General features: G+C 73.8%; 25 protein-coding genes. 15 read left to right on the top strand and 10 right to left on the bottom strand.

Annotation, left to right across the window (positions count from 1 at the left end):
• The first annotated feature begins 22 nt into the window (after positions 1-22).
• Genes mobA through CLV52_RS05810 form a run of 3 tightly spaced genes read left to right on the top strand, consistent with a single transcriptional unit; the run spans position 23 to position 1,952 of the window.
• A complete protein-coding gene (mobA, locus tag CLV52_RS05815) occupies positions 23-589 on the top strand; it encodes a molybdenum cofactor guanylyltransferase (RefSeq protein ID WP_133765310.1) in 567 nt (188 codons plus the stop codon).
• A complete protein-coding gene (locus CLV52_RS18310; protein WP_162850728.1) occupies positions 586-834 on the top strand; it encodes a DUF6457 domain-containing protein in 249 nt (82 codons plus the stop codon). Before mobA ends, CLV52_RS18310 begins: the two co-directional genes overlap by 4 nt.
• Entirely contained in the window at positions 831-1,952 is a 1,122-nt protein-coding gene (locus CLV52_RS05810; RefSeq protein ID WP_162850727.1) for a molybdopterin molybdotransferase MoeA, read from the top strand. Before CLV52_RS18310 ends, CLV52_RS05810 begins: the two co-directional genes overlap by 4 nt.
• A 55-nt stretch (positions 1,953-2,007) precedes the next feature.
• Here CLV52_RS05810 and CLV52_RS05805 read toward each other — a convergent pair whose 3' ends face one another.
• Positions 2,008-4,338 (bottom strand): FdhF/YdeP family oxidoreductase, encoded by a 2,331-nt coding sequence (locus CLV52_RS05805; RefSeq protein ID WP_133765308.1) that lies wholly within the window; start codon positions 4,336-4,338, stop codon positions 2,008-2,010.
• 62 nt (positions 4,339-4,400) lie between these two features.
• Between CLV52_RS05805 and fdhD the strand changes: the two genes are divergently transcribed.
• Positions 4,401-5,228, top strand: coding sequence for a formate dehydrogenase accessory sulfurtransferase FdhD (gene fdhD / locus CLV52_RS05800; RefSeq protein ID WP_133765307.1), 828 nt, complete (start codon positions 4,401-4,403; stop codon positions 5,226-5,228).
• A gap of 97 nt (positions 5,229-5,325) precedes the next feature.
• Here fdhD and CLV52_RS18305 read toward each other — a convergent pair whose 3' ends face one another.
• The 5 genes from CLV52_RS18305 to rsmI all read right to left on the bottom strand — a co-directional run bounded on the left by CLV52_RS18305 (position 5,326) and on the right by rsmI (position 10,044).
• Positions 5,326-5,502, bottom strand: a complete 177-nt coding sequence (locus CLV52_RS18305; RefSeq protein ID WP_162850726.1) for a hypothetical protein — start codon at positions 5,500-5,502, stop codon at positions 5,326-5,328.
• 55 nt (positions 5,503-5,557) lie between these two features.
• Positions 5,558-6,433, bottom strand: coding sequence for a TatD family hydrolase (locus tag CLV52_RS05795; protein ID WP_133765306.1), 876 nt, complete (start codon positions 6,431-6,433; stop codon positions 5,558-5,560).
• Positions 6,434-6,546: 113 nt separating this feature from the next.
• Positions 6,547-8,133, bottom strand: coding sequence for a methionine--tRNA ligase (gene metG, locus CLV52_RS05790; protein ID WP_133765305.1), 1,587 nt, complete (start codon positions 8,131-8,133; stop codon positions 6,547-6,549).
• 122 nt (positions 8,134-8,255) lie between these two features.
• A complete protein-coding gene (locus tag CLV52_RS05785; RefSeq protein ID WP_133765304.1) occupies positions 8,256-9,185 on the bottom strand; it encodes an NADP-dependent oxidoreductase in 930 nt (309 codons plus the stop codon).
• A 7-nt stretch (positions 9,186-9,192) separates the two neighbouring features.
• Positions 9,193-10,044: a 16S rRNA (cytidine(1402)-2'-O)-methyltransferase gene (rsmI, locus tag CLV52_RS05780; RefSeq protein ID WP_133765303.1), complete on the bottom strand. Its 852-nt coding sequence runs from the start codon at positions 10,042-10,044 to the stop codon at positions 9,193-9,195.
• A 66-nt stretch (positions 10,045-10,110) separates the two neighbouring features.
• Between rsmI and CLV52_RS05775 the strand changes: the two genes are divergently transcribed.
• From CLV52_RS05775 to CLV52_RS05765, 3 genes are read left to right on the top strand one after another with little or no spacing between them, the layout of a single operon-like run.
• The gene (locus tag CLV52_RS05775) at positions 10,111-11,736 is read left to right on the top strand and encodes a dolichyl-phosphate-mannose--protein mannosyltransferase (protein ID WP_162850725.1); all 1,626 of its coding nucleotides are present in this window, start codon (positions 10,111-10,113) and stop codon (positions 11,734-11,736) included.
• A gap of 17 nt (positions 11,737-11,753) precedes the next feature.
• A complete protein-coding gene (locus CLV52_RS05770) occupies positions 11,754-12,908 on the top strand; it encodes a MalY/PatB family protein (protein WP_133765301.1) in 1,155 nt (384 codons plus the stop codon).
• Positions 12,905-13,201: a hypothetical protein gene (locus CLV52_RS05765; RefSeq protein ID WP_133765300.1), complete on the top strand. Its 297-nt coding sequence runs from the start codon at positions 12,905-12,907 to the stop codon at positions 13,199-13,201. Before CLV52_RS05770 ends, CLV52_RS05765 begins: the two co-directional genes overlap by 4 nt.
• Positions 13,202-13,245: 44 nt before the next feature.
• Here the strand turns inward: CLV52_RS05765 and add are convergent, their stop codons facing one another.
• Both add and CLV52_RS05755 read right to left on the bottom strand, forming a co-directional pair.
• Entirely contained in the window at positions 13,246-14,229 is a 984-nt protein-coding gene (gene add / locus CLV52_RS05760; protein ID WP_133765299.1) for an adenosine deaminase, read from the bottom strand.
• Positions 14,230-14,322: 93 nt separating this feature from the next.
• A complete protein-coding gene (locus CLV52_RS05755; protein WP_133765298.1) occupies positions 14,323-16,485 on the bottom strand; it encodes an Ig domain-containing protein in 2,163 nt (720 codons plus the stop codon).
• Positions 16,486-16,661: 176 nt separating this feature from the next.
• Here CLV52_RS05755 and CLV52_RS05750 point away from each other — a divergent pair, with 176 nt between their 5' ends.
• From CLV52_RS05750 to CLV52_RS05730, 5 genes are all read left to right on the top strand, one after another.
• Entirely contained in the window at positions 16,662-17,648 is a 987-nt protein-coding gene (locus CLV52_RS05750; protein WP_133765859.1) for an aldo/keto reductase, read from the top strand.
• A gap of 137 nt (positions 17,649-17,785) precedes the next feature.
• Positions 17,786-19,468, top strand: coding sequence for an ATP-binding cassette domain-containing protein (locus CLV52_RS05745; RefSeq protein ID WP_133765297.1), 1,683 nt, complete (start codon positions 17,786-17,788; stop codon positions 19,466-19,468).
• Positions 19,449-19,787 (top strand): TraR/DksA family transcriptional regulator, encoded by a 339-nt coding sequence (locus CLV52_RS05740; RefSeq protein WP_133765296.1) that lies wholly within the window; start codon positions 19,449-19,451, stop codon positions 19,785-19,787. The genes CLV52_RS05745 and CLV52_RS05740 overlap by 20 nt, the downstream gene beginning before the upstream one ends.
• Positions 19,788-19,831: 44 nt before the next feature.
• On the top strand, positions 19,832-21,370 hold the full coding sequence (locus CLV52_RS05735; RefSeq protein ID WP_162850724.1) for a sulfatase family protein: 1,539 nt from the start codon (positions 19,832-19,834) through the stop codon (positions 21,368-21,370).
• Between the two features lie 58 nt (positions 21,371-21,428).
• The gene (locus CLV52_RS05730) at positions 21,429-21,749 is read left to right on the top strand and encodes a hypothetical protein (protein ID WP_133765294.1); all 321 of its coding nucleotides are present in this window, start codon (positions 21,429-21,431) and stop codon (positions 21,747-21,749) included.
• Here CLV52_RS05730 and CLV52_RS05725 read toward each other — a convergent pair.
• On the bottom strand, positions 21,716-22,558 hold the full coding sequence (locus CLV52_RS05725; protein WP_133765293.1) for a M23 family metallopeptidase: 843 nt from the start codon (positions 22,556-22,558) through the stop codon (positions 21,716-21,718). The two genes, CLV52_RS05730 and CLV52_RS05725, sit on opposite strands and share 34 nt — an antisense overlap.
• Positions 22,559-22,602: 44 nt before the next feature.
• Positions 22,603-23,475: an alpha/beta fold hydrolase gene (locus tag CLV52_RS05720; protein WP_211342613.1), complete on the bottom strand. Its 873-nt coding sequence runs from the start codon at positions 23,473-23,475 to the stop codon at positions 22,603-22,605.
• Positions 23,476-23,575: 100 nt separating this feature from the next.
• Here CLV52_RS05720 and CLV52_RS05715 point away from each other — a divergent pair, with 100 nt between their 5' ends.
• The 3 genes from CLV52_RS05715 (at position 23,576) to CLV52_RS05705 (ending at position 25,842) form a co-directional block, all read left to right on the top strand.
• Positions 23,576-24,835, top strand: a complete 1,260-nt coding sequence (locus CLV52_RS05715) for a sensor histidine kinase (RefSeq protein ID WP_133765291.1) — start codon at positions 23,576-23,578, stop codon at positions 24,833-24,835.
• The gene (locus CLV52_RS05710; protein ID WP_133765290.1) at positions 24,832-25,494 is read left to right on the top strand and encodes a response regulator transcription factor; all 663 of its coding nucleotides are present in this window, start codon (positions 24,832-24,834) and stop codon (positions 25,492-25,494) included. Before CLV52_RS05715 ends, CLV52_RS05710 begins: the two co-directional genes overlap by 4 nt.
• Before the next feature lie 75 nt (positions 25,495-25,569).
• Entirely contained in the window at positions 25,570-25,842 is a 273-nt protein-coding gene (locus CLV52_RS05705; RefSeq protein WP_133765289.1) for a DUF4190 domain-containing protein, read from the top strand.
• Positions 25,843-25,945 lie beyond the last annotated feature (103 nt).

Genomic DNA, 25,945 nt, shown 5'->3' with positions numbered 1-25,945 from the left:
TCCAGGGTGCGAGAGTGCCGGGATGGGACCGGTGGCCGCGATCGTGCTCGCGGGCGGCCGCGGGTCCCGCCTCGGGGGCGTCGACAAGGCGGCGCTGCGGGTCGACGGCGCGACGCTGCTCGACCGCGCGCTCGCGGCGCTCGGCGACCTCCCGACGCTCGTCGTCGGGCCGCCGCGCGCCGGCGTGCGGACGGTGCAGGAGGCGCCGCCGCAGTCCGGGCCGGCCGCCGCGGTCGTCGCCGGGCTCGGCGCGCTGCCGCCGGTCGACGAGGTGCTGCTGCTCGCCGTCGACCTCCCGCGCCTCCCGGAGGCCCTCCCGCTCCTGCTCGCCGCGCCGCTCGGACGGGACGGGACCGTGGTCGTGGATGCGGACGGGCGCGCGCAGTGGCTGCTCGGCCGCTACCGCTCGGACGCGCTGCGCGCCGCGGCGGAGGCGCTCGGCGACCCTCGCGATCGGCCGCTGCGCGCGCTGCTCGGCGCGCTCGACGTCGCGCCGCTCCCCCTCCCACCCGGCCTCGAACTCGACGTCGATACGGTGGCGGATGCGGTGCGGGCCGGGGCGGTCCTGCCCGGTGAGGAGACGCGATGAGCGACGACGTGGACGCGGTCCTCGACGCCTGGTGGACGACGCTGACCCGGGCGCTCGGCCTGGAGGACGTGCCGGCCGACCGGGGCGCGATCCTCGGGCTCGCGGGCGAAGCGGCGCACGCGGTCGTCCGGCCCGCGGCGCCGATCACGACCTTCCTCGCGGGCTACGCGGCCGGGCTGGCGGGCGGCTCCGCCTCCGATGTCGCGGCCGCGATCGAGCGCTCGCGCGCCGCGACCGAGGGATGACCGCCGACCTGTCCTGGGCGGCGGCGCGGGAGCTCGCGGCGTCCTGGCCGGCCGGCCCGGTCGTCGACGTCCCGATCCGCGAGGCCGTCGGCGCGGTGCTCGCGGACGACGTCCTCGCGCCCCGGCCGATCCCCCACTACGACTCGTCCGCGATGGACGGCTGGGCCGTCGCGGGGCCGCCGCCCTGGCGGATCACCGAGGAGGACGTCCTCGTGCCCGGGCAGGCCCACCCCGTCGTGACCGGCGGCGCGATCCCCCTCGGCGCCGTCGCGGTCGTGCCGCTGGAGCGCGGTGTCGTCGTCGACGGCCTCCTCGACGCGCACGCGCCCGAGCCCGGCGCGCACGTCCGCCGCGCGGGCGAGGAGGCCCCGGCCGGCGCCGTGCTCGCGGCCGCGGGCGGCCGGCTCTCCCCCGCGGTCGTGGCCGTGCTCGCGATCGCCGGGGTCGACGCCGTGTCCGCGCGGCGCCGGCCGCGCGTCGCGTTCGTGCTCACCGGCGACGAGGTCGACACGGCCGGGCTCCCCGCCGCGGGACGGGTGCGCGACGCGTTCGACCCGCTGCTGCCCGCCGCGGCGACGGGGCTCGGCGCGGACGCGCTGCCGCCGGTCCGCGTCGGGGACGACCCGGCCGCGATCCGCGCGGCGACGAGCGCGGACGCCGACGTCGTGGTGACCGTCGGCGGCACGGGCAGGAGCCGCGTCGACCGGCTGCGGGACGCGCTCGGCGACGCGGAGGTCCTCGCGGACGGCGTCGCGATGCGCCCCGGCCATCCGGCCCTGCTCGCCCGGCTCCCGGACGGGCGGCCGCTGCTCGGGCTGCCCGGCAACCCGCTCGCCGCGGTCGCGGTGCTGCTGTCGTTCCTCCCGCCCCTGCTCGACGCGCTGACCGGCTCGACGGCGCTCGAGGCGGTCGAGGCGCCGGTCGCGGTCGATCTGCCGGGCTGGCCGGGCGGCACGTCGCTCGTCCCGTGCCGCTGGGGCGAGGAGGGCCTCGAGCCCGCCGGCGCCGCCCGCCCGAACATGCTGCGCGGGCTCGCGGCCTCCGACGTCCTGGCGGTCGTGCCGCCGGAGGGCGTCGCCGCGGGCGAGACCGCGGAGGTCCTCCCCCTCCCCTGGTGACTCCGTTCTGAAGGAGTTCCTGCGCAGGCAGCGCAGGAACTCCTTCAGAACGGGATCAGGCGGGGACGGGGACGGCCGCGCGCTCGATCCGGATCGGGATCGCCTTCGCGACCGGGGTGTTGCTCTCCTTGGCGGAGTGCCCGAGCGGCATCAGCACGTTCGTCTCCGGGTAGTACGCCGCCGCGTTGCCGCTCGGCATGCGGTACGGCACGACCCGCCAGCCCTCGGCCCGCCGCTCCACCCCGTCGAAGCCGATCGAGACGAGGTCGACCAGGTCGCCCTCGTGGAGGTCGCGCGCCACCAGCTCCTTGCGGTTCAGCATGATCACGCGCCGGGCGTCGTGGATGCCCCGGTACCGGTCGTCCTTGCCGTAGATCGTGGTGTTGAACTGGTCGTGCGACCGGATCGTCTGCAGCAGCAGCTGGCCCTCCGGCACCTCGACCACCTCGAGCGGGTTCACCGTGAACATCGCCCTGCCCGTCTTCGTCGGGAAGGTCCGGGTGTCGCGCGGCGGGTGCGGCAGCACGAAGCCGCCCGGCACGTCGAGCTTCTCCTCGTAGGCGCCGAACCCGTCGACCACGTGCTCGATGTGCGTCCGGATGCGGCGGTAGTCGTCCTTCAGCGCGCTCCAGTCGACCCGGGCGGTGTTCGGCCGGCCCGCGAGCACCGCCTCGGCGATGCCGCACAGGATCGCCACCTCGCTGCGGAGGTGCGGGGACGCGGGCGGCAGGTGCCCGTGGGAGGCGTGCACGTTCAGCACCGTGTCCTCCACGCTCACGCGCTGCGCGCCGGACGCCTGGACGTCGACCTCGGTGCGGCCGAGGCACGGGAGGATCAGCGCGCGCCTGCCGTGCACGACGTGCGACCGGTTCGGCTTCGTCGAGATCTGCACGGTCAGCGCCAGCGCCCGCATGGAGTCCTCGGTGCTCGCCGTGTCCGGCGTCGCACGCGTGAAGTTGCCGCCGAGCCCCATGAACACCTTGACGCGGCCCTCGCGCATCGCCTGGAGCGCCTTCACGACGTCGTAGCCGTGCTCCCGCGGCGAGTCGAACCCGAACTCCTCCGACAGCCGGTCCTGGAACGCGTCGGGCATCTGCTCCCAGATGCCCATGGTGCGGTCGCCCTGCACGTTCGAGTGCCCGCGCACCGGGAGCAGGCCCGCGCCCGGCCGGCCGACGTTCCCGGTCAGCCAGGCGACGCTCGCCATGTCGCGGATCGTCGCGACCGCGTTCTCGTGCTGCGTGATGCCCATCGCCCACGCGATGATCACGCTCTTCGCGTCCGCGATCATCCCGGCGACCTTGCGGATCTGCTGCTCGGGCAGGCCGGTCGCCCGCTCCACGTCCGCCCAGTCGAGCGCGGCGACGTGGTCGCGGTAGGCCTCGAACCCGGAGGTGGACCGCGCGATGAAGTCGTGGTCGAGGACGGCGCCGCCCCGCTGCCCGTCGAGCTCGATCAGCACCTTGCCGAGCGCCTGGAACAGCGCCTGGTCCCCGGCCAGCCGGATCTGCAGGAACTCGTCGGCGAGCTGCGTGCCGCGGAACACGAGCCCCTTCACGCTCTGCGGGTTGTCGAAGTGGAGCAGTCCCGCCTCGCGGAGCGGGTTGATCGCGACGATCCGGCCGCCGTGCTTCTTCGCGTTCTCGAGACGGGTGAGCATCCGCGGCGCGTTCGTGCCCGGGTTCTGCCCGGCGATCAGGATCAGATCGGCGTGCTCGATGTCCTCGATCGAGACCGACGCCTTGCCGACGCCCATCACCTGCGCGAGCCCGACCGAGGTCGACTCGTGGCACATGTTCGAGCAGTCGGGCAGGTTGTTCGTGCCGAAGGAGCGGGCGAACAGCTGGTACACGAACGCGGACTCGTTGGAGGCGCGGCCAGACGTGTAGAAGACGGCCTCGTCCGGGCTGTCGAGCGCGCCGAGCTCCTCCGCGACGATCGCGAACGCGCGATCCCACGACACGGGCCGGTAGTGGTCGTCGCCCGCCTCGAGGAGCATCGGCTCGGTGATCCGCCCCTGCTTCCCGAGCGCGTAGTCGTCCCAGGTCTCGAGCTCGGCGATCGAGTGGGCGGCGAAGAACGCCGGCGTCGCGCGCCGCTTCGTCGCCTCCTCCGCCACCGCCTTCGCGCCGCTCTCGCAGAACTCCGCGGGGCTGCGGCGCTTCGGGTCCGGGTCCGGCCAGGCGCAGCTCATGCAGTCGAAGCCCGAGGCCTGGTTGATGTCGAGCAGCGTCCGCATCGTGCGGACGGCCCCCATCTCCTCCTCGCCCGTGAGCAGCGAGTTGCCGATCGCCGGCCACCCCGTGGCGTGCGTCTTCGGTCTCGTGACGCGCAGCTTCGAGTCGTCGATGTTCTGCTCGGCCCGTGCGGTGGTGTCGTCGCCCATGTCGGCCTCCCCGTCGTGATGGTACGTCCGGCCTCCCGGACAGCCGGTGCGATCATCGCCGCATGAGGCTGATCGCGCGGCGACGGGTGCAGACGGTCCGGCTCGCGGAGCCCGCGCGGCGGACCCGGGAGGACGTGGTCGCGCTCGAGGAGCCGCTCGAGGTCCGGGTGAACGGCGCCCGGTTCAGCGTGACGATGCGGACGCCGGGCGACGACTTCGACCTGGTCGCCGGCTTCCTCGTCTCGGAGGGCGTCGTGTCGTCCCCGGACGAGCTGCGCGGGATGCGCGTGGTGTCCGGCATCGGCATGGACGGGGAGCCGACGTTCAACATCGTCGACGCCGCGGTGACCGGCCGGGGCGTCGCGGTCGCGGCCGAGCGGGCGCGCACCGTCTACACGACGAGCGCGTGCGGCGTCTGCGGGCTCGCGTCCATCGACGCCGTCCGGACGGCCTCCGCGTTCCCGATCCTGCCCGTCGGCTTCACCGTGCCGGAGGCGCTGATCGCGGCGCTGCCCGACCGCCTCCGCGGCGCGCAGACGCTGTTCGAGGCGACCGGCGGGGTGCACGCCGCCGGGCTCTTCGACGCGTCCGGGACGCCGCTCGCGGTGCGGGAGGACGTCGGGCGGCACAACGCGGTCGACAAGGTCGTCGGGCACGCGCTGACCGAGGGCCTCCTGCCGCTGTCCCGGAGCGTGCTGCAGGTGTCCGGCCGGGCGTCCTTCGAGCTCGTGCAGAAGGCGCGGATGGCGGGCGTCCCCGTGCTCGCGGCGGTGAGCGCGCCGTCCTCCCTCGCCGTCGAGCTCGCGGAGGACGCCGGCATCACCCTCGTCGGGTTCAGCCGCGGTCACTCGTTCACCATCTACGCCCACCCCGAGCGCATCATCGCGTGACGCTTTTTCACGGATCAGGACGGATCGGCCGACACGCCGGTCCGGACGAGCGCCGCTGCGGCGTGTCGCGCCGGTCGTCCTGATCCGTGAAAGGTGCTCAGCGGCGACCGGTGCGGGAGAACCAGCGGTCCGAGACGAGCAGCACCAGGAACGCGACGACGAAGGCGATCAGGCCGGTCAGCAGCGCGGTGCCGATCGCGGTGCGGGCGAACAGCAGCTGGATCACGACGAGGACGACGCTGAGCACCAGCGAGATCACGAGCCTGCGGGTCATCGACGCTCCTCTCCCGGTCGCGGCGCCACCGTAGCGCGGACGGCGATCAGCGGCCTTACCGCTCCGGGGCGTCGTCGGTCCAGCTGCCGTAGACCGCCTCCGCGGTGCTCGCGATCTGCGCGGCGAGCATCGAGACGTCCGTCTCGAGCACCCCCGCCATGAAGCGGAGGGTGTGCGGCACGAGGTACGGCGCGTTCGGGCGGCCGCGGACGGGCGCGGGCGCGAGCCACGGCGCGTCCGTCTCCACGAGGATCCGGTCGCGCGGGATCACCCGGAGCGCGTCCCGGAGGGGCTCCGCGTTCTTGAACGTCACGGTCCCGGCGAACGAGAGGTACCAGCCGTGGGAGGCCGCCAGCCGCGCCAGCCCGGCGTCGCCGGAGAAGCAGTGGAAGACGGTGCGCTCGGGCGCCCCGACGCGGAGAAGGGTGTCGACGACCTCCGCGTGCGCGTCGCGGTCGTGGATCTGCAGCGCGGCGCCGTGCCGCTTCGCGATGTCGATGTGCGCCTCGAAGGAGCGGAACTGGGCGGCGCGGCCGTCCTCCCCGGTCCGGTAGAAGTCGAGGCCGGTCTCCCCGACGGCCCGCACCCGAGGCTGCGCGGCCAGCTCGTCGATCACGGCGAGCGCGTCGTCGAGGCCGCCCTCCGCCTCCAGCACCGCCGCGTCGTTGGGGTGGATCGCGACGGCGGCGAGCATCCGCGGGTCGATCGCGGCGTGCTCGGCGGACCAGCGGCTCGACTCGACGTCGGTGCCGACCTGGACGACGCCCTTCACCCCGGCGACGGACGCGCGGTCGAGCTGCTCACGCCAGTCGAGGGGTTCGCCCTCGCCGTCGAACCAGCCGGGCCCCGAGAACGGGTCGATGTGCGTGTGGTCGTCGTAGACCGGGACCTTCAGCGCCTCGGGCAGGGGCGGGTAGCTCCGGTCAGCCATGGTTCGCGGATCCGCAGAAATCCATCGACACGCCGTCGCCGGAGGCTCCGATGCGGCGTGTCGCCCGAGAACTGCGGATCCGCGGAGGAAGTGCGGATCCGCGAAGGCGGCGGTCACGCATTCAGGACGTCCGGGTCGATGCGCGGGAACAGCGGCTCGAGCGTGGTCACCGCGGTGCCGGTGGGCAGCTGCCCCCAGTCGCCCGCGGCGCGGAGCCGCTGGTCGACCAGGCCGCCGAGCGCGCCCTCCGCCCCGAGCGCCGTCCAGAGGCTCGCGGTCGCCTTCGGGATGACGGGCGAGAGCAGCACGGCGAGCGCCCTGAGGCCCTCCGCCGCCGTCGCGAGCACCGAGTCGAGGCGTTCGGAGGCGGCCGGGTCCTTCGCGAGCTTCCACGGCTCCTCGAGCGTGATGTACCCGTTCAGCTCCTCGACGATCGTCCAGATCGCGGCGACCGCCTCGTGCGGGGCCATCCGCTCGATCGCGAGGTCCGCCTGCACGGCCGCGTTCCGCACGGTCTCCCGGATCCCGAGGTCGCGCGCCGACGGCTCGCCGGCCGCGGGCACGGCGCCGTCGCGGTAGCGCGTGATCATCGCGATGACGCGGGACGCGAGGTTGCCGAAGCCGTTCGCGAGCTCCGCCTGGTACCGGGCGGCGAGGTCCTCCCAGGAGAACGACCCGTCCTGCCCGAACGGGATCGCGCGGAGGAAGTAGTAGCGGAACGCGTCCGAGCCGAAGACGTCCGTGATCTGGTGCGGCGCGATGCCCGTCAGCTTCGACTTCGACATCTTCTCGCCGCCGACGAGCAGCCAGCCGTGCGCGAAGACCTGCTTCGGCACCTCCAGCCCCGCGGCCATCAGCATCGCGGGCCAGATGACGGCGTGGAACCGGAGGATGTCCTTGCCGACGAGGTGCGTCGCGGGCCAGCGGCGGCGCAGGGTCGCCTCGTCGCCATCGAACCCGACCGCCGTGACGTAGTTGAGCAGCGCGTCGAACCAGACGTAGACGACGTGCTTCGGGTCCCACGGCACGGGGACGCCCCAGTCGAACGAGGAGCGGGAGATCGACAGGTCGTCGAGCCCCTGCCTCACGAACTGGACGACCTCGTTGCGGGCGCTGTCCGGCTGCACGAAGTCCGGCCGCTCCTCGTAGAGGGCGAGCAGCTGGTCGGTGAAGCGGCTCATGCGGAAGAAGTAGTTCCGCTCCTTCAGCAGCTCGACGGGGATCGAGTGGATCGCGCAGACGAGCTCGCCGTCGTACTTCCCGGTGCCCGTGACGAGCTCGGAGGTCTGCTTGTACTCCTCGCAGCCCACGCAGTAGAAGCCCTCGTAGTCGCCGGCCTCGATGAAGCCGGTGTCGTAGAGCTTCTGGATGAACGCGGCGACGCCCTGCTCGTGCCGCTCCTGCGTGGTGCGGATGAAGTCGTCGTTCGCGATGTCGAGGGTCTCGAGCAGCGGGATCCAGGACTCGCGCACGAGCTTGTCCGCCCACTCCCGCGGGCCCATGTCGTTCGCCGTCGCGGTGCGGAGCATCTTCTGCCCGTGCTCGTCGGTGCCCGTCAGGAACCAGGTGTCGTCGCCCGCCTGGCGGTGCCAGCGGGAGAGGACGTCCGCGGCGACCTCGGTGTAGCCGTGGCCGATGTGGGGCACGTCCGAGGGGTAGAAGATCGGCGTGGTGATGTAGAACGACCGGTCTGCGGGCACCGAAGGATTTTACGGGGCGCCGAGCAGCCGCTCAGGCCGTGTGACGGTCGAGCTCCGCGGGGTTCACGGATACGGAGTTCCGGGCGCTCCGCGCGCGGAACTCCGTATCCGTGAACCAGGCGTCAATTGGCGGCGACCTCGAGGACGACCTTGCCGAGGCCGCTGCGGCGGGAGACCTCCCGGTAGGCGTCCTGCACCCGCTCGAGCGGGAAGCGCGCCTTGATCGGCACGTCGAGCCCGCCGTCGGCCGCCAGCCGGGCGAGCTCCCGAACCCCGGCGACCGGATCGTGGAGGGCGGCCATGCCGGTCACCACCACGCTGAGCCGTTCGCCGGCGCCGTAGTCCGCGATGGTCGCCACTCGCTGCGGCGGCACGCCGAGCGCGACCGCGAGGTCCGTGTACCCCGCGCCGAACAGGTCGAAGAACGCCGTGACGCCGCCGGGCGCCGCGGCGCGGATCCGCTCCTCGAGCCCGTCCCCGTACGGGACCGGGCGCGCGCCGTGCTCGCCGAGCCAGGCGTGGTTCGCCTCCCCGGCGACGGCGACGACGGTCGCGCCCGCCCGGGCCGCGAGCTGCACGAGGAACACCCCGACGCCGCCCGCCGCTCCGGCGACGACGACCGTGTCGGCCGAGCCGACCGGGACCTCCTGGAGCAGCGCCTGCGCGGTCGTCCCGGCGACGAAGAGCGTCGCGGCGACGTCCCAGCCGAGCGCGTCCGGCTTCGGGACCACCCGGTCGGCGGGCAGCAGCACGAGCTCCGCCTGCGCGTTCCGGGAGTCCGATAGCCCCACGACCGACCGCCCGACCGCGAGGCCCGTCACGCCCGGGCCGACCGCCTCGATGCGGCCAGCGAGGTCGCTCCCCTGGCCCTCCGGGAAGCGCGCGGGCCACCGCTCCGCGAGCGCACCCGAGCGGATGCCGACCTCGCCCGGGTTCGTGCCCGCGGCCACGACCCGCACGACGACCTCGCCCTCGCCGGGCACCGGGTCCGGCACCTCCCGCACCTCGAGGACCGTCTCGTCGCCGTACTCGTCGAATCGCACTGCTCGCATGCGCGGGTCAACGCGCCGGCGGCGGTGGGATTCCGGGGCCGGACGCGCGCGCGGCGAGCGCCGCGTCGTACAGCGCCTTCCGTGACAGCCCGGTGCGCGCGGCGACCTCCGCGGTCGCGTCCTTGAGCTTCGTCCCGGCCGCGACGAGGGCGAGCACCGCGGCGAGCGCGTCGTCGGCGTCGGCCGCGACCGGCGGGACGCCCGCGAGCACGACGACGACCTCCCCGCGCACGCCGCCCGCGGCCCACGCGGCGACCTCCGCGACGGTGCCGCGGACGACCTCCTCGTACCGCTTGGTCAGCTCGCGCGCGACGACGACCTGCCGGTCGGGCCCGAACACCGCCACCATCGCGTCGAGCAGCGCGGCGGTGCGGTTCGGGGACTCGAACAGCACGGTCGTCCGCGGCTCGGCGGCGAGGGTCTCGAGGAACCGGCGCCGCTCCCCCGGCTTCCGCGGCGGGAACCCCTCGAACACGAAGCGATCGGTCGGCAGCCCCGACAGCGCCAGCGCGGTGAGGACGGCGGAGGCGCCGGGCACCGCCGTGACCGGCACGCCCGCGTCGACCGCCGCGCGGACGAGCGCGAAGCCCGGATCGGAGACGGTCGGCATGCCCGCGTCGGTGACGAGGACGACCTCCCCCTCCCGCGCCGCGGCGAGCAGCTCGCCGATCCGCGCCCGCTCGGTGTGCTCGTTCACCACGACGAGCCGGGCGTGCGTCTCGACCTGCAGGCCGGCGAGCAGGCGCTGGGCGACGCGGGTGTCCTCCGCGGCGATCACGGCGGCGGAGGCGAGCACCTCCACGAGCCGGCGCGACGCGTCGCCGAGGTTCCCGATCGGCGTGGCGGCGAGGACGAGCATGCACGAAGTCTGCCGGGGCCGGTCCGGCGCCGCGGACCGGACGGAGGGCGACCGTATCCTTCCTCCGTGTCGCAGGCCGTCGTCCCCGCCCAGGAGACGCCCGCCGCCCGCCCGACGCTGTTCGACCGCGTCTCCTACTGGGCGCGCTACGGGCCGCCGGCGGTGCTGCTCGTCGCGGCGGTCTCGCGGCTCGTCGGCCTCGGCTACCCGCCGAAGCTCATCTTCGACGAGACCTACTACGTCAAGGACGCCTGGTCGCTGATCCACCTCGGCTACGAGGGGACGTGGCCCGGGCCGGACGACGCGGGCTTCCCCAAGGGGTTCACGTCGACGGACGACGCCTTCGCCGCCGGGCACGTCGACTTCTTCACCGGCCAGGCGTCCTACATCGCGCACCCGCCGCTCGGGAAGTGGATCATCGGCGTCGGCGAGCTGCTCGCGGGCGGCGCCACGAACCCGTACGGCTGGCGGCTCTCCGTCGCGATCGTGGGGATCCTCGCCGTCGCGCTGCTCATGCTCGTCGCGCACCGCATGTTCCGGACGCCGCTCGTCACGACCCTCGCGGGCGGCTTCTTCGCGATCGACAACCAGGCGATCGTGATGTCCCGGGTCGGGCTGCTCGACAACATGGTGATGCTCTTCGCGCTCGCCGGCTTCGCCTGCGTGCTCGAGGACCGGTTCTGGGCCGAACGGCGGCTCGGCGCATGGCTGATGCGCCGCAGGCGCGGGATCGGCGACTGGGGTCCGGCGCTGCTCTGGCGACCGTGGCTGATCGGCGCGGGCGTCGCGTTCGGCCTCTGCTCGGCCGTGAAGTGGTCGGGGCTGTACTTCCTCGCCGCGTTCGGGCTCTACGCGCTCGGGTCGGACCTGCTGCTCCGGCGACGCGCCGGCGTCCGGCTCTGGCACGTCGCCGGGCTCCTCAAGCAGGGGCCGATGCTGTTCGTCAGCCTGGTGCCGCCCGCGCTGCTCGCCTACCTCGCCGGCTGGACCGGTTGGTTCCTCACCTCCGGCGGCTACGACCGGCAGGCGATCCAGAACGGCACCGCGAAGGCCGCGACCGGATTCTTCTCGTGGGTCCCGATCCCGATCCAGGACCTGTGGCAGTGGACCACGAGCATCTACGTCTTCCACACCGGGCTCGACACCCCGCACCCGTACATGGCGCCGGCGGCGCTCTGGCCCCTCATCGCGCGCCCGACGTCGATGTGGTGGGACTCGAACGCCGGCTCCTGCGGCACCGAGTCCTGCGTCTCCGCGATCACGGACCTCCCGAACCCGCTCATCTGGTACGCCGCGGTCGCCGCGTCGATCTACCTGCTCGTGCGGTTCATCCGGAAGCGGGAGTGGCAGGCCGCTCTCATCCTCATGGGCTTCGTCGGCGGCTACCTGCCCTGGCTGCAGTATCCCGACCGGACCATGTTCTTCTTCTACTCGATCGCCTTCGAGCCCTACATGCTCCTCGCGCTCGCCGCGACGATCGGGCTCATGGTGGTGAAGCCGCCCGCGGCGGACTCCCCCGACGAGCTGATCGCCATGGAGGCCTCCTACGGCCTCCGAATCCGACGCGTGGTCGTCGCCGTGTTCGTCGTCGCCGCGGTGGTGCTCAGCGTCTTCTTCTTCCCGATCAGCGCGGGCCTGCCGGTGCCGTACTGGTTCTGGCACATCCACATGTGGTCCCCGACCTGGATCTGACCGGGCAGCATGGGGCGATGAGCCTCCCCTTCGCGACCCCGGACATCGCCGCGCTCCGCGCCGGCCGCAGCGTGAAGTGGTCCGCGTTCCCGGACGCGATCGGCGCGTTCGTCGCCGAGATGGACTTCGGGCTCGCGCCCGTGATCCGCGAGGCGCTGGTGCGGGAGGTCGACGCCGGCCGCACCGGCTACCTGCCGCAGGGCGACGTGGCCGCGCTCGGCGAGGCGACCGCGGCCTGGAGCGCGGAGCGGTTCGGCTGGACCGTCGAGCCGGACCGGGTGAAGCCGGTCGGCGACGTGCTCGCCGCGCTCGACGTGACGCTCCGCCGCTACAGCGACCCGAGCCGCCCGGTGATCGTCGCGACGCCCGCCTACATGCCGTTCCTCCGGATCCCGGAGCTCGTGGGACGGCCGGTGATCGAGGTGTCGAGCCCTTTCGTGGACGGGCGGTACGCGCTCGACCTCGACGGCATCGCGGCGGCGTTCGAGGCGGGCGCGGACACCTTCGTGCTCTGCAACCCCTGGAACCCGGTCGGGCGGGTGCTCGACCGGGAGGAGCTCGTCGCGCTGAGCGAGGTCGTCGCCCGGTACGACGGGCGCGTGTTCGCGGACGAGATCCACGGGCCGCTCGTGCTCGGCGACGCCGTCCACGTGCCGTACGCGAGCATCAGCGACGTCACGGCGGCGCACACGATCACCACCGTCGGAGCGTCGAAGGCGTTCAACCTCCCCGGGCTGAAGTGCGCGCAGCTCGTCCTCTCGAACGCCGAGGACGCGGAGCGCTACGACGCGGTCGCGGGGCTCGCCTCGCACGGCGCGAGCGGGCTCGGCGTCGCCGCGAACATCGCCGCGTACCGCGAGGGCGGGCCGTGGCTCGACGCCGTCCGCGGGTACCTCGACGACTCCCGCATCCGGTTCGGCGAGCTGCTCGCCGAACGGCTGCCGCAGGTCGGGTACCGGGCGCCGGACGGCACGTACATCGGCTGGCTCGACCTCCGCGCCCTCGATCTCGGGCCGGAGCCCGCCGCCGCGATCCTCGAGCGGGCCGGGGTGGCGCTCACCGACGGCGCGGCGTGCGGGCGCGGGGGCGAGGGCTTCGCGCGGGTGATCCTCGCGACGCCGCGACCGGTGCTCGAGGAGATCGTCGACCGGCTGGCCCGCGCGCTCGCATGACCGACGAGCGGGTCTGGACGTCCCGCCGCGCGCTCCTCGCCGCGCCGCGCGGCGCGTGGACGCCCGGCCGGCTCCGCGTCAGCGACCGCGTCCTCCGCTTCACCGCGCACGACGGCACGGTCACCGAGGTGGCGCTCGAGGCGGTCACGGCCGTGCGCGTCACCCGACTCCCGCACCGCGTCCTCGTGCTCGAGACACCGAGCGGCCCGCTCCGCCTCCGCTGCTTCGCGGTCCCCGCGGTCGCCGAGCTGCTTCACGGATCAGGACGGGATCCCGACACGCCGCAGCGCTGAGCGCCGGAGACGGCGTGTCGCCGATTCCGTCCTGATCCGGGAAGTCAGGCGGCGAGCCAGGCGTCGATGCCGGCGAGCGCGCGGGTCTGCACGTCCTCCGGGGCGCCGGACGCGGTGATGGAGGCCCGGGCGCAGCCCGCGAGCTGCTCGTCGGTGAGGCCGAGCCGCTCACGGGCGAGCTCGTACTCCTCGAGCACGTTCGGCCCGAACTGGATGGGGTCGTCGGCGTTGATCGAGCAGCTGACCCCGGCGGCGAGCAGCGCGGGCAGCGGGTGGTGCTCCAGGTCGGGCACGACGTGCAGCACGACGTTCGAGCTCGGGCAGACGTCGAGCGTCACGCCGAGCCGGGCGACCTCCGCCGTCAGCTCCGGGTCCTCGATCACACGCACCCCGTGCAGGACGCGGTCCGCGCGGAGCACCTCGATCGCCTCGCGCACGGATTCGGGGCCCTCCAGCTCGCCGGCGTGCGGGGTGATGAGCAGCCCGGCCTCGCGGGCGATGTCGAAGGCCGCCGCGAAGGGCGCGGCGGGAGCGCCGCGCTCGTCGGAGTGCAGGCCGTAGGAGACGACGCCGCGGCCGGCGTACTGCGCGGCCAGCCGGGCGTCCTCGAGCGCGAGCTCGACGGACATCACCCGCGCGGAGGCGATCATGGCCCGGATCACGACGCCCGTCCGCTCCTCCTCGCGCTCCGCGGCAGCGAGCAGGAACCGCAGGACCGCCTCCGCGTCGCCGTCGAAGAGGTGGGCGTGCAGCACCGGCGCGAGCGTCACCTCGACGTAGACGACGCCGTCCGCCTTCGCGTCATCGGCCATCTCGGTCATGATCCGCTCGAGCTGCTCCGGGCGCCGGATGAGCGCGAGCACCTCCCCGTACGCGTCCTGGAAGTCGAGGAAGTCGGCGAAGTCCGTCCACGACGGCACGGGCGCGTCCGCCTCGGCCGCGAAGTCGCGCAGCGTCAGCGGGCGGGTGCTCGCCTCGAAGTGCAGGTGGAGATGGCCTTTGGGGAGCTGCGCGAGATCACGGGTCACGCCCTCATCCTCCCGGGCCGATGTTTCGAGCGGACGACGAGGGGCCCGTGGCCCGGCGGTGTGCCGGGCCACGGGCCCCTGAGCGTCTGGACGTCAGCGCTTCGGGTTCTTCACCGTCAGCTTCCCGGCGCGCTTCGCCGTCGCGCCGTGCACGGTCAGCTTGCTGGTGCCCTTGCCGGCCTTCGACTGCGGGAGGACGAAGGTCCCGTCGAGTGCCGCGTGGCCCGAGGCGATCACCTTCGCGCCGTCCTTGACGACGACCCGCTCGCCCGCGGCCAGGCGCCCGATCACGACGTACTTGTGGCCGTCGTAGCCGGCGACGCTCTTCATCGTGAACGTCTTCCTCGCCGCGAGGGACGTCACGGTGACGGTCGTCGCAGCCCGCGTGGACCGGTCCGTCACCTTCCGGGAGCCCGAGATGCTGATCGTGTGCGACCTGTCGCGCAGCGCCTTCTTGAGGTGCACGGTGACCGAGAGCGTGCCGGCCTTCTTCATGACGCCGCGGTGCACGACCTTGCCGTCCACCTTCACCGTCCAGTGCTCGCCCTTCTTGAAGCCGGCGACGTGCAGCGGCACCTTCGCCGCACCGAGGGCGACGGCCGGGACGTGGTTCCGGGTGTGGAGCAGGTCCTTGACCTCGGGCACGGTGATGAGGACGGTGGTCGACGCCGAACCGCCGTCGTTCGTCGCCTCCACCTCGACGTACCAGGAGCCGGCCGCGGAGGGCGTGCCGCTGATCACGCCGGTGGCGCGGTCGAGCACGACGCCCTTCGGGAGCGAGCCCGAGACGATCCGGTAGGTGGCGGGGACGGTGCTCGATCCGAGGACCAGCCGCACCGTGTGGCCGATCTTCACCGTCGAGCGGATCGGGTCGGCGAGCACGGGGCCCTCGGGCTCCGGGGCGGGGGCCGGGTCGGTCACGAACTTCGCGTAGAGCGTCGCCGACACCGGGGTGCCGTCGGTGCTCGTGCCGAGCGCGGCGAGGTCGCCCTGCTCGAGGTCGGCGACATCGGTCCCGGTGCCGTCGGCCTTCGTGTTCCAGCCCTGGAAGTACGCCGGGCCGGACGGGGCCGCGACCGAGTAGCCGTAGCCGAGGAGGTCGCCGAGGGAGTTCGACATCAGGTGCCGGCTGGTGCCGTTCGCGCCCGTGATCGTGCCGCCGTTCGGGTCGACGGTGATGCGGTAGTTGCTGCCCGTGACCTTCACCGTCGAGTCGATCAGCTGGTCCGGATCGATCGCGTCGCCGTTCGCGTCCTGCGCGGTGATGGAGCCCGTGTTGTCGATCGTGCCGGAGCCCAGCACGACGCGACCCGTCGGGTCGACGTAACCCGGGTTCATGAGGATGCCGCCCGCGTTGTGCACCACCGCATCGGCGGGCAGGACGAGGGGGGTGTCGCTGTCGAGCGAGACGGAGGCGCCGTCGTCGATCCGCAGACCGCCGAAGCCGAGCGCCGTCGCGTTCTCGCCGGCGCCGATCGCGCTCGCCCGGACGTCGGTCGCGTCGATCGAGTCGCCCGGGTCGGCCTGGAGGGCGCCGCCCGCGACGTGGACGTCGCCGCCGGCCGCACCGAAGCCGCCGCCGACGCCGGCCGCGCCCGTGCCGCCGTACGCGCGGACCTGCGCGCTCCCGTCGACCGTGACGTGGATGCCCGGCTGTCCGGCCGCTCCGCCGATGCCCGCGCCGCCGCCGTGGGTGGTGTCGTCCGATCCCCGGGCCTCGACGGACGCCGAGCCGTCGGCGATGAAGCTCGAGTCCGCCGTGCCGGAGATGCCGGCCCCGCCCTGCGCACCGAGGAAGGTCGCGTCGACGTCGGTGACGTGGAGGGTCGATCCGCTGGCCAGGTCGACCGCCGGGACGGCGCCGAACGCGGGCGCGGTGACCGTGAGGTGCGAGTTCGAGCCGCCGTCGGGGGTCGCCGTCGAGTCGATGACGCTGAGCGAGGCGTTCGCCTCGACCCAGACGCCGTTCGTGGTGAGGTCGAAGCCGTTGAGGTCGAGCTGCGTCGGGACCTCGACGTCCTCGCCGGTCAGGGTGCCGCCCGCGTCGAGGGACTGCGTCAGCCGGATGCTGGGGTCGTGCGCAGCGAGCGCATCGGTCAGGTCGCTCATGCTCGAGACCTGGGTGGCCGCGTCGGCGAACGCGGGGGTGGAGACGAAGGCGCCCGCGGTGAGCGCGCCGGTCATGACGAGCCCTCCGAGTGTGAGGCGGCGGCGGGTGGACAGGCGGCAGGGCGCCTGGGCGGTGCGGTGGAACACGGGTCTCCTCGACCGAGCGCTGGAACAGTGGATGCGCTCTTGGCTGAAGTGAACCTGCGACGATCCGTGCCGCGGGGACGTGCTCACCCCCAGAACGGGCTCGTCGCACGTCGAGACCGGACACAGGTGCCGCGCGATCACGGAGGCGCAGGCTTTCGCGCATGCAGACAGCACCGATGCAGTACACCCACCTCGGCCGCTCGGGCCTCTCCGTCTCACGCCTCGTGCTCGGCACGATGAACTTCGGGATGGAGGCGGAGGAGGCCGACAGCTTCCGCATCATGGACGCCGCCCACGACGCCGGCATCAACTTCTTCGACACCGCGAACCGGTACGGCGGCAGGACCGGCCCGGGCGGCACCGAGTCGATCCTCGGCCGGTGGTTCGCGCAGGGCGGCGGCCGCCGCGAGCGCACGGTGCTCGCCACGAAGCTCTACGGGGACATGCCGTTCGGCGAGCGCGACTCGTGGCCGAACGGCGGGAAGCTCTCCGCCCTGAACATCCGGCACGCGCTCGACGCGAGCCTGCGGCGCCTCCAGACGGACCACATCGACCTGTACCAGTTCCACCACGTCGATCGGGAGACGCCCTGGGACGAGATCTGGCAGGCGATGGAGGTCGCCGTGCAGCAGGGCAAGATCCTGTACGCCGGCAGCAGCAACTTCGCCGGCTGGCACCTCGCGACCGCGCAGGAGGCCGCGCGGAAGCGGAACTTCACGGGGCTCGTGTCGGAGCAGTCGCTCTACAACCTGCTCGCGCGGACGATCGAGCTCGAGGTGATCCCGGCGGCCGAGCACAACGGCATCGGGATCATCCCGTGGTCGCCGCTGCAGGGCGGGCTCCTCGGCGGCGTCCTGAAGAAGGAGCGCGACTCGAGCCGCCGCACCTCCGGCCGTGCGAAGGAGGCGCTCGAGGCGCACCGCGAGCAGATCGAGCAGTACGAGGACTTCGCGGACGAGCTCGGCCACGAGCCCGGCGACGTCGCCCTCGCGTGGCTCCTCCACCAGCCCGCGGTGACCGCGCCGATCATCGGCCCGCGCACGATGGAGCAGCTGGAGTCCGGCATCCGCGCGCTCGACGTCCGGCTGGACGCGGACGCGCTCGCCCGTCTCGACGCGATCTTCCCGGGCCACCGGCCCGCGCCGGAGGACTACGCCTGGTAGCCGCTCTGCACTCTTCGTTTCGGAGGACCGCGCTTCCTCCGAAACGCAGAGCGCGGTTGCGAGTCGTGCCCGGTTCGGGCACCCTGGTCGGCTGCGATCTGCGGCCGGCCATCGCGCCGCGACCCCGGAGGATCCCCGTGGCGCAGCTCGAGCTCGCCCACGTCGACCACGCCCTCGACGACGGCAGACCGCTGCTGAACGACGTCTCGCTCCGCATCGGCGACGGCGCGAAGGTCGCGCTCGTCGGTCCGAACGGCATCGGCAAGACGACGCTGCTCGGCCTGCTCGACGGCCGCGTCCCGGTGCAGGAGGGGCAGCGCGCACTGTCGGGACGGCTCGGCGTGATGCGCCAGTTCATCGGATCGGTCGGCGGCGACGCAACGGTCCGCGACCTCCTGCTGACCACGAGCCCGCCGGCGATCCGGGCCGCCGCGGCCGCCGTCGACGCGGCCGAGGAGCAGATGTTGGCCGACCACGGGCTCACCTCCGACGACGAGCGTGCGCAGATGGCGTACGCCCGCGCTCTCGCGGACTGGGGCGACGCGGGCGGCTACGACGAGGAGGTGCGCTGGGACTCGGCGACGCTCGAGGCGCTGCACGTCCCGTTCGACCGCGTGCAGCACCGCCGAGCGGCGACGCTGTCGGGCGGCGAGCAGAAGCGCCTCGTGCTCGAGAGCCTCTTCAGCGGCCCGGACGACGTCCTGCTGCTCGACGAGCCGGACAACTACCTCGACGTGCCGGGCAAGGAGTGGCTCGAGCGGATCGTCCGCGAATCGCCGCAGACGGTGCTCCTCGTCACGCACGACCGCGAGGTGATCGCGCGCTGCGCGTCCGCCGTCGCGACGCTCGAGCGCGGCGCCGCCGGTGCGCGCCTCTGGCTGCACGGCGGCGGCCTGGAGTCCTACCGCCAGGCGCGGATCGACCGCAACGAGCGGCTCGACGAGGTGCGCCGCCGCTGGTTCGAGGAGGAGCAGAAGCTCAAGGACCTCGTCGCGATGTACAAGGCGAAGGCCGCCTACAACTCCGACATGGCGTCGCGGCTGCAGGCCGCCCGCACCCGGCTCGAGCGCTTCCGCGCGGAGGGCATGCCGGAGTCCGCGCCGGTCCCCGAGCAGGTGCAGATGCGGCTCGCCGGCGGCCGGACCGCGAAGCGGGCGATCGTCTGCGAACGCCTCGAGCTGACGGGCCTGATGCGGCCGTTCTCGACCGAGATCTGGTTCGGCGACCGCGTCGCGGTGCTCGGCAGCAACGGCTCCGGCAAGAGCCACTTCCTCCGCCTGCTGCGGCAGATGGACGAGCACCGAGTCGACACGGAGGCGGTCGGCGACCCGGTCGCGCACACCGGCACGGCCCGCCTCGGCAACCGCGTCCGGACGGGCTACTTCAACCAGACCCACGAGCACCCGGAGTTCGTCGGCCGCACCCTGCTCGAGATCCTCGACGCGGGATCGCCCCACCGCGCGGGGCTCGACCGCGGCGGGGCGTCCTCCGTCCTCGGGCGGTACGGGCTCGTGAAGAGCGCGGAGCAGCGGTTCGAGAGCCTCTCCGGCGGCCAGCAGGCGCGGTTCCAGATCCTGCTGCTCGAGCTCGAGGGCACGACGCTCCTGCTGCTCGACGAGCCGACCGACAACCTCGACTTCGAGTCGGCGGAGGCGCTGGAGGAGGCCCTCGCCCGCTTCGAGGGCGCGGTCGTCACGGTGACGCACGACCGCTGGTTCGCGCGCGGCTTCGACCGGTTCCTCGTCTTCGACGCGGACGGGCGCGTCCGCGAGTCGGACCGCCCCGACTGGGCGGTGGGGCATGTCCAGCGCGCCCGTTGAGGCGCGGCTGCACGCCCTCCGTGCGGAGACGGAGGCGGAGCTCCGCGCGGCCGGCGAGCGCATCGACGCGATGACGGCGGCGCGGGCGGACGCGAACGCGGACGACGAGCACGATCCGGAGGGCGCGACGATCGGGTTCGAGTGGTCGCAGGCGGACGCCCTCCGGGGCGGCCTCCGGCAGCGCCTCGCCGAGATCGACGCCGCGCTGACCCGGATCGCGGACGGCACGGACGGCGTCTGCGCGGTCTGCGGCGAGCCGATCGCGCCGGGCCGCCTCGAAGCCCGGCCGACGACGGACCGCTGCATCCGCCACGCCTGACCGCGATGCTCCCGGGGAGCGGCGGGAGCGGGAATGATGCTCCGGTGCCTTCCCCGACACGTCGAGCAGCGCCCGCACGCCGCTCCTCGCTCCTCCGCCGCGCGGCGGCGCTGCTGATCGCCGCCGTCTGCGCGGTCCCCCTCGCCGCCTGCACCGCCCCGGCGACCACCACGACGGCGTCGGAGTCGCCGACGCCGGTCGCACGGCCGCACGTCCCGGCGGGCCCGCAGCACCCGAACATCGTGTTCGTGCTCGCGGACGACTACGCGATGAACCTCGTGCAGCACATGCCGGAGCTGCAGCGGATGCAGGCGGCCGGGCGCACGATGTCGCGCCACTACGTCGTCGACTCGCTGTGCTGCCCCTCCCGGTCCTCCATCTTCACCGGGCGCTACCCGCACGACACCGGCGTGTACACGAACGCCGGCACGGACGGCGGCATCGACGCCTTCCACCGGTACGGCGACCAGCAGCACTGCTTCGCCGTACCGATGCAGAAGGCCGGGTACCGGACGGCGTTCATGGGGAAGTACCTGAACGGCTACGTCCCGCAGAAGATGGGCCCGGAGCCCGGCTGGGACGAGTGGGACGTCGGCGGCGGAGGCGGCTACGCGGAGTTCGGCTACACGCTCAACGAGAACGGGCGGATCGTCCACTACGGCCACCGGCCGAGCGACTACATGGTCGACGTGCTCTCCCGGAAGGCGGCCGGCTTCATCCGGACGACGGCCGCGACGCGGCAGCCCTTCCTGCTCGAGGTCGCGACGTACGCGCCGCACGACCCGTACGTGCCGCCGCCGCGCTACGCGGGCACCATGAAGGACGTGCCGTATCCGCGCACCGCGGCGTGGGACGCGACCGTCCGGAACGCCCCCTCGTGGCTGAAGGGCCACGTGCCCCTGCGGCCCGCCGAGAAGGCGCTGATCGCGAAGGACTGGGAGCGCCGCCTGGAGGCCGACCTCGCGATCGACGACCTGCTGAAGAACGTCCGGCGCGCCGTCGCCGACGCGGGCGTCGCGAACGACACCTACGTCGTGTTCTCCTCCGACAACGGCCTGCACATGGGCGAGTACCGGCTGACCCCCGGCAAGGAGACCGCGTTCGACACGGACGTCCACGTGCCGCTCGTCGTCACCGGGCCGGGGGTGCCCGCCGGCACGACCTCGGACGCGCTCACCTCGAGCATCGACCTCGGGCCGACCTTCCTCGACGTGTCGGGCGTCGGTACCGATCCGGAGGCCGACGGGACGAGCCTGAAGGCCGTGTGGCACGGCGCCGACCCGGCCGACTGGCAGGAGGGCGTGCTCGTCGAGCACCACCATCGACAGGGTGTGCCGAGCGATCCCGACCTGCAGAACGCGCGCAGCGCCGATCCGCCCGCGTACGAGGCGGTGCGCACGAAGGACGCGATGTACGTGCGGTACGCGGACGGCGAGCAGGAGTACTACGACACCGCCGCGGACCCGGACGAGCTCGTGAACCTCGCCCCGAAGGGGGTGCCGCCGCGGCTGCCGCGGATGCTCGCCGCCCTCGAGCGCTGCCACGGCGTCGCGTCCTGCCAGTCGGCCGCGCGCACCCCGTGAGCGGCCCGCGCCCCCGTCGCCCGGGCGCACGTCCAGGTGCGCCGTCCACGATCGGTCCATGCTGCGAGCCGTCTACGTCCGGACCCTCAAGGAGGGTGTCACCGACGACGAGTACATCGACGCCTGGATGCCGGAGGGCACCGCTCGGGAGGACTACCCGGCGCGGGTCACGGTCTCGCACTCGACGGTCGACGAGCGCTCCACGGTGACGGTGTTCGAGTTCGAGGGCGACCCGGAGCACGTGCTCGACGACCTCGGCGCGCTCGTCCGCCCGGACTGGCGCGACCGCGTGGGAGCGCTCGTGGAGCACACGGACGTGGAGACGATCTTCGTCGAGACGGTCTCCTACGGCTCGGTCGAGGCGCCCGCCTCCGCCTGAGTCGCGAGCACCGCGCCGTTCGCGGGAAGTCCGCCGCGCACCGTCCACGGCAGCCCCGTCGCCGTGAAGACGGAGGCCGTGTCCTGCCGCTGGCAGTGCAGGTGCGGCTCGGTCGTGTTGCCGGTGTTCCCGCACCGTGCGAGCGGCTGCCCGACGACCACGCGCTCCCCGCGACGGACGGCGACGCTGCCCGCCTGCAGGTGCGCCAGGACGAAGTGCGTGCCGTCGGCGAGGCGGAGCACCACGTGGTTGCCGAGCACACCGGTCGGGCCCAGCGCCTCCCGCGGGATCGCCTCGAGGAAGAACAGGCCGTAGGCGGCCCAGGACGAGCGGCTGCGGTGGTCCCGCATCCGGTCGACCGCGCGCACCACCACGGCGTCGGCGGGCGCGAGCACGGGGCGCCCGAACGCCGGGAAGCGGTCCGGCGGCAGGAACGAGCCGCCCGCCTCGCCGAACCGCGGGCGTGGGACGCCCTCCGGCGCGGCGATCAGGTCGATCGCGTAGGCCTGGCCGTAGGCGTGGGTGCCGTGGCTTGGGACCTTCGACGTCGGCGAGTTGAGCGCCTCCCACCGGCCCTCGACCGGCGGTGCGAGGAGCAGCGGTTCGGCGTGCACCGCCGGTCCGAGGAAGGTGCCGACGAGCGCGACCACGAGCAGCACGACGCCGGCGCCGGTGAGCGCCGAGCCCACGGCGTCGACGTCGAGCAGGACGAGGACGACGCCGGCGACGATCGCGAGCGCGCCGCCCGCCTGCGCCGGGAGCCGGACGCGGCCGCTCGCGGTGGCGAGCACGGTTCTCAGGTCCGGCATCCTCCGACCGTGCCGTGCGGGCCGCACAGTCCCCCGACCAGCGCCTATGCGTCGGCGATGAGCCCGTCGAGCATCCGCTCGATCGCGCCGATCGCGATCGAGAGGTGTCCCTCGCCGGGCAGGAGGTGCGCCGTCGCGCCGGGCACGTGCTCGGCGAGCCAGCGGCCGTGGGCGAACGGCACCATCAGGTCCTGGTCGCCCTGCCAGACGTGCACGGGCTCCGCGATCTCGTCGAGCGCGAAGCCCCAGTCGCGCACGAACGCGAGGTCGTCGTCGAGCCAGCCGTCCACCGAGACGCGGAGGGCGTCCGCGAACGACGCCGCCATGTCCTCGCCGAACTCGTCGGTCAGGACGGCGCGGTCGGCCTCCGGCAGCAGCGTCGACATCGACGCGATCACCCCCTCGGGCGTCGCGCCGACGAGCTCCGGGCGCTGCGCGTCCAGGTAGGGGCGCAGGCGCGCCTCGCCCTCGGTCGCGGCGCCGAACTCGTCGACGTTGTCCTGGCCCATGCCGTTCAGCCAGTCCAGCCCGGCCGCGTCGAAGGGACCGACGCCGGCGATGAGCAGCACCGCGGTCGCGTGCGGCAGGCGCGCCGCGCAGGCGAGCGCGTGCGGGCCGCCGCCGGACCAGCCGGCGACGTAGGCGCGCTCGGCGCCGATCGAGTCCAGCACCGCGGCGGTGTCGGCGACGACGTCGACGACGGCCCGCCCGGGCAGTCGGGTCGAGGTCGCGTAGCCGGGCCTCGAGAGCGCGACGTACCGCAGCCCGCGGGCGTGCACGGCGCGCTCGAGCGCGCGGGGCGGCTTCGCCGAACCCGGCGTGCCGTGGTGGAGCACGAACGGGACGCCGTCCTCCGGACCGCTGATCCAGGTCTCGAGGGAGCGGCCGTCGGCCAGGGCGAGGGTTCCGAGCGTCACGGCCCGATCCTGGCACCGGGCGCCCGCGAGCCTCATCCGCGAGGAGGAGATCGGTCCCGTGCCCCCCGCGCGCGCCGCACCCGCCCCTACCCTTGCCCCCGTGTTCCGTCCGATCAGCCAGACGCAGAAGGTCGTCGACCTGGTGATCGCGATCGCGTTCGTGCTCGTCTTCGCGCTGTTCTTCGTCCGGGCGTACACGGTCACCTCGTCGCCGGTCATCCTGCTCGTCGTGGTCGCGCTCGGCGGCGCGCTCGCGCTCCGCCGCTGGTCGCCGCCGCTCGCCCTCACCGCCGCCTGGATCGGCGCGATCGCGCAGATGATCGCCGGGGACACCCCGAACCTCTACGATGCCGCGATCCCGCCGATCGTCTACGCCTGCGCCGTGTACGGCACCCGTGCGGCGCGCTGGGCCGCGTTCTCCTCGTCGCTCGTGGGCGCCGGCATCGCCGGCGTCTACACCGCCCGGTACACCTTCTTCGGCGCGGTGCGGGGCGACCTCGGCGACGTGCAGGAGACCCTCCGCGTCTTCGGCATCGTGGGCGCCCTCACCGCGGTCACCCTCCTGCTCGCCTGGACCCTGGGCGTGCTCGTCCGGACCGCGCAGCGCTCCCGCCGGAACCGGCAGGAGGCCGACGCCGCGGGCGAGCAGGTCGCCGCCGAGCAGGAGCGCACCCGCATCGCCCGGGACATGCACGACGTCGTCGCCCACTCCCTCGCCGTCGTCATCGCGCAGTCGGACGGCGCACGGCTGCTGCGCAGGACGGACCCGGAGGCGGTCGACGAGGCGCTCGAGACGATCGGCTCGACGGCCCGCGCCGCGCTCGCCGACGTGCGCGTCCTCCTCCAGCAGCTCCGCTACGAGGGCACGACGAGCGTGCAGCCCGGGCTCGCGGACCTCGACACCCTGTTCGCCCAGTTCCAGGGCTCGGGCCTCGAGGTCGACGTCGTCCGCGACCCGGACCTCGGCGGGCTCGGCACGGCCGTGCAGCTCGCGGCGTTCCGGATCGTGCAGGAGTCCCTGACGAACGCGCTGCGGCACGGGGACCTGACCCGGCCCGCCTCCGTCGTCCTCACCCGGACCCCGCACGGGCTCGAGGTGGAGGTCGTGAACGCCGTCGACCCGTCGCGACCGCCGCGGACCTCCCCCGGCGGCCACGGCCTGATCGGCATGCGGGAGCGCGCCGGCGCGGTGCAGGGCGACCTGCGGGCCGGACCGGACGGCGACCGCTTCCGCGTCCGCGCCTTCCTCCCCGTCGGCGCGACCGCTGGGCCCACGGCGGCCGGTTCCGACGCGTCGCGAAGCGACGGGTCGGCCGAGCCGCCGGGGACTGTCCCGATCCAGACGGCAGGAGCCCGATGACGATCCGTGTGGCCCTCGTCGACGACCAGCAGATGTTCCGTCGCGGCGTCTCGATGATCGTGCGCTCGCAGCCGGACCTCGAGGTCGTCGGCGAGGCCGGCGACGGCGAGCAGGCGATCGCGCTCGTCGAGCGCGAGTCGCCCGACGTCGTCCTCATGGACGTCCGCATGCCGGTCATGGACGGCGTCACGGCGACGCAGCGGATCCTCGGCGACGCCGCCGCCCGCGGTGCGACCGGGCCGCGGATCATCGTGCTGACGACGTTCGACCTCGACGCGGACGCGGCCGCCGCGATCCGCGCGGGCGCGAGCGGCTTCGTGCTGAAGGACGCCGATCCGGACTTCCTCATCGCGGCGATCCGTACCGTCCACGCGGGCACTGCGGTCGTCGCCGCCTCCGCGACCCGGGCGCTGCTCGAGCGCTTCGAGCCGACCGAGCGGAAGCCGGCGCCGCCGGAGTTCGACACCCTGACCGGCCGCGAGCGCGACGTCTTCGCCCTCGCGGCGAAGGGGCTGTCCAACTCCGAGATCGCGCGCACGGAGTACGTCTCGGAGGCGACGGTGAAGACGCACATCAGCAACGTGCTGACGAAGCTCGGCCTGCGCGACCGGGTGCAGCTCGTCGTCTTCGCCTACGAGAACGGCCTCGTCGACCGCTGATCCCGTGCCGCAGGCCCGGCGCATCTCGTCCGAGCGACCGAGGCGGTGCGCGCGCCGCGTTCCTAGCGTCGAAGCATGAGCACCGCCGTCGTCCCCCGGGACCACCACCTCGCCGAGCAGGCCGCCTTCAACTCCCTCGCCGCGATCGCGCTGGCGCTGTCGTTCGTCACGATCATCGGCGGCATCGTCTGCGGGCACGTCGCCCTCAGCCAGATCGCCCGGTCCGGCGAGCGGGGCCGCTGGATGGCCGTGCTCGCGCTCGTCATCGGGTACGGGATCGCGATCGGCACGGCGCTGCTCGTGATCGGTCTGCCGCTCGGCGCGTTCGTCCTCCACCTCGCGCGCTGATCCGTCCGCTGCGGAGGGATGAGGCGCATCTCCCCCTCGCGGCGGAGACCGGTTCCGCCCACCGCCCGATCCGCGACGAGGGCACCGAGCGGGAGCGTGGAGC

Source organism: Amnibacterium kyonggiense (assembly GCF_004364555.1).
GTDB classification, from domain to species: domain Bacteria; phylum Actinomycetota; class Actinomycetes; order Actinomycetales; family Microbacteriaceae; genus Amnibacterium; species Amnibacterium kyonggiense.
The sequence above is the reverse complement of the archived record's forward strand: the minus strand, read 5'-3'. Positions and strand labels throughout refer to the sequence as shown.